General features: G+C 44.1%; 3 protein-coding genes. All 3 read left to right on the forward strand.

The window, feature by feature from the left end:
* The first annotated feature begins 193 nt into the window (after positions 1-193).
* Positions 194-919, forward strand: a complete 726-nt coding sequence (locus tag Q0546_RS09060; protein ID WP_298792377.1) for a molecular chaperone TorD family protein — start codon at positions 194-196, stop codon at positions 917-919.
* Positions 906-1082 carry a twin-arginine translocation signal domain-containing protein gene (locus Q0546_RS09065; protein WP_009496297.1) on the forward strand — a complete coding sequence of 59 codons (177 nt, stop codon included), beginning with the start codon at positions 906-908 and terminating at the stop codon, positions 1080-1082. Before Q0546_RS09060 ends, Q0546_RS09065 begins: the two co-directional genes overlap by 14 nt.
* A gap of 47 nt (positions 1083-1129) precedes the next feature.
* Positions 1130-1883 (forward strand): molybdopterin-dependent oxidoreductase (locus tag Q0546_RS09070; protein WP_298792379.1); only part of this gene is annotated, 754 nt, incomplete at its 3' end.

Genomic DNA, 1883 nt, shown 5'->3' on the forward strand with positions numbered 1-1883 from the left:
ATATATGCTGAAATTTCATATTTATTTTATCTCCTAAAATTCGCCGTAAGTAATATGCAACTAAGGCATATTTAAGCATATATTAATTTTTTTAATTTATTTTTTTTTAAGTATAAGAAATAAGCCAAAAAGTAGTATAGTTTCACAATCGAGAAAAATCTCAAAAAATAGATAAAAATGATAAAGGAAGGCAATGACTAGCAAGGGCGAATTTGCGGCGGGACGCGGACTTTACTACTCGCTATTTTCGCGTTTTTTCGTTTTTAGCCAAGGCGCTGATAGATTTAGCGGCGTAAACGCGATGCTAGGCCTTGCCTCGGCGCACGCTCTAAACGAAGAATCGGCCGCCGCGATAATGCGCATACAGGCAAAATTCGACGAGAAAAATCCGCAAAATTTAGTGGATGAATTCGATGAAATTTTCCACGCTCCGCCAAGTCCGCTTAGAAACTCGCTGTCGTACTACGACGAGGGTTACGAGGTCGGGCATGCTTGCGCTAAAGTGCGTAAAATTTTAGCCAGCACAGATCTTAGACGCGACGAGGCTAAATTTAAAGAAAGCGAAGACAACGTGGGCTTCGTTTTTGCGCTGATGAGCGAATTTATCGCGCGAGAGAGCGAGCTGGAGCTATACGGAGAGCTTGAAGAGCGGCTTTTTAAAGAGATCATAAATCCAAATATCGATGAGTTTATAGAGAGTCTTTTTAATCACGAAAGCAGCGAAATTTACAAAGACGTCGCGGTACTACTGCAAGGATTTATCGAGTTTGAGCGCGTAGTTTTAAGCGCGCCGCGTCCTATAAATCACGGCGAAAACAAAAAGACTTTGGACGGAGTTTCAAGATCTGAGGCTATAAGAAGACAAAAAAACCGAGTGAGAAAGCTAAAAGCTATGGAGGAAGAAAATGCAAAAAAATAGGCGAGAATTTTTAAAAAAGGCGGGGCTAGTCGGAGCTGTAGCGGCTACGGCCGGAGTAGCGACGGCAGCGGCGTCAAACCTAAAATACGGTAAAAGCAAAAAGACCGAGGTGCTTTATAAAAGAAGCAAAAACTGGGATCTATACTACGAACAAGCGAAATAAATAAAATTTAAGAAAGGATAAATATGTCTGAGGCAAATTTACGTCTTATGCCCCACTCAAACGCAGTCGGGCGAAGATCGTTTTTAAAAATGGCCGCGCTAGCAGGTGTAGCGGGCGGCATGAGCGGGCTGGCTGCTAGCGGCGTAACTAGAAGTGCCACAAAAGAGGAAATGGCAAATCCGTTTCCAAACTCTAAAATCGTAAAAACCGTTTGTACGGTTTGCTCCGTTGGATGCGGAGTGCGCGCCGAGGTAGAAAACGGCGTTTGGGTACGCCAAGAAGTAGCCCAAGATCACCCGGTAAGCGCTGGCGGCCACTGCTGTAAGGGTAGCGACGTCATCGATATGGTGCGCTCTCACTGTCGCGTAAAATACCCGATGAAAAAAGTAGGCGGCAAATGGAAACGCATCAGCTATAAAGAGGCTCTTGATGAAATCGGCGCTAAACTAAAAGCGTATCGCGAAAAAAATCCAGAGCAAGTAATGTTTCTAGGCTCTGCAAAAGATTGCAACGAACAAAGCTATTATATAAGCAAATTCGTAGCGATGTTCGGGACTAATAATCTAGATCACCAAGCACGTCTTTGACACAGCTCTACAGTCGCCGGTGTGGCGAATACTTGGGGTTACGGAGCTATGACCAATCACCTTGGAGATATCCAAAACGCGAAGTCTATCTTTATAGTAGGCGCAAATCCGGCGGTAAATCACCCGGTCGGCTTTAGACATTTTCTAAAAGCGAAGGAAAATAACGGCGCAAAGCTAATCGTGGTCGATCCAAGATACACGAGAACTGCTGCTA

It is taken from the genome of uncultured Campylobacter sp. (genome assembly GCF_937997465.1).
Lineage (GTDB): Bacteria > Campylobacterota > Campylobacteria > Campylobacterales > Campylobacteraceae > Campylobacter_A.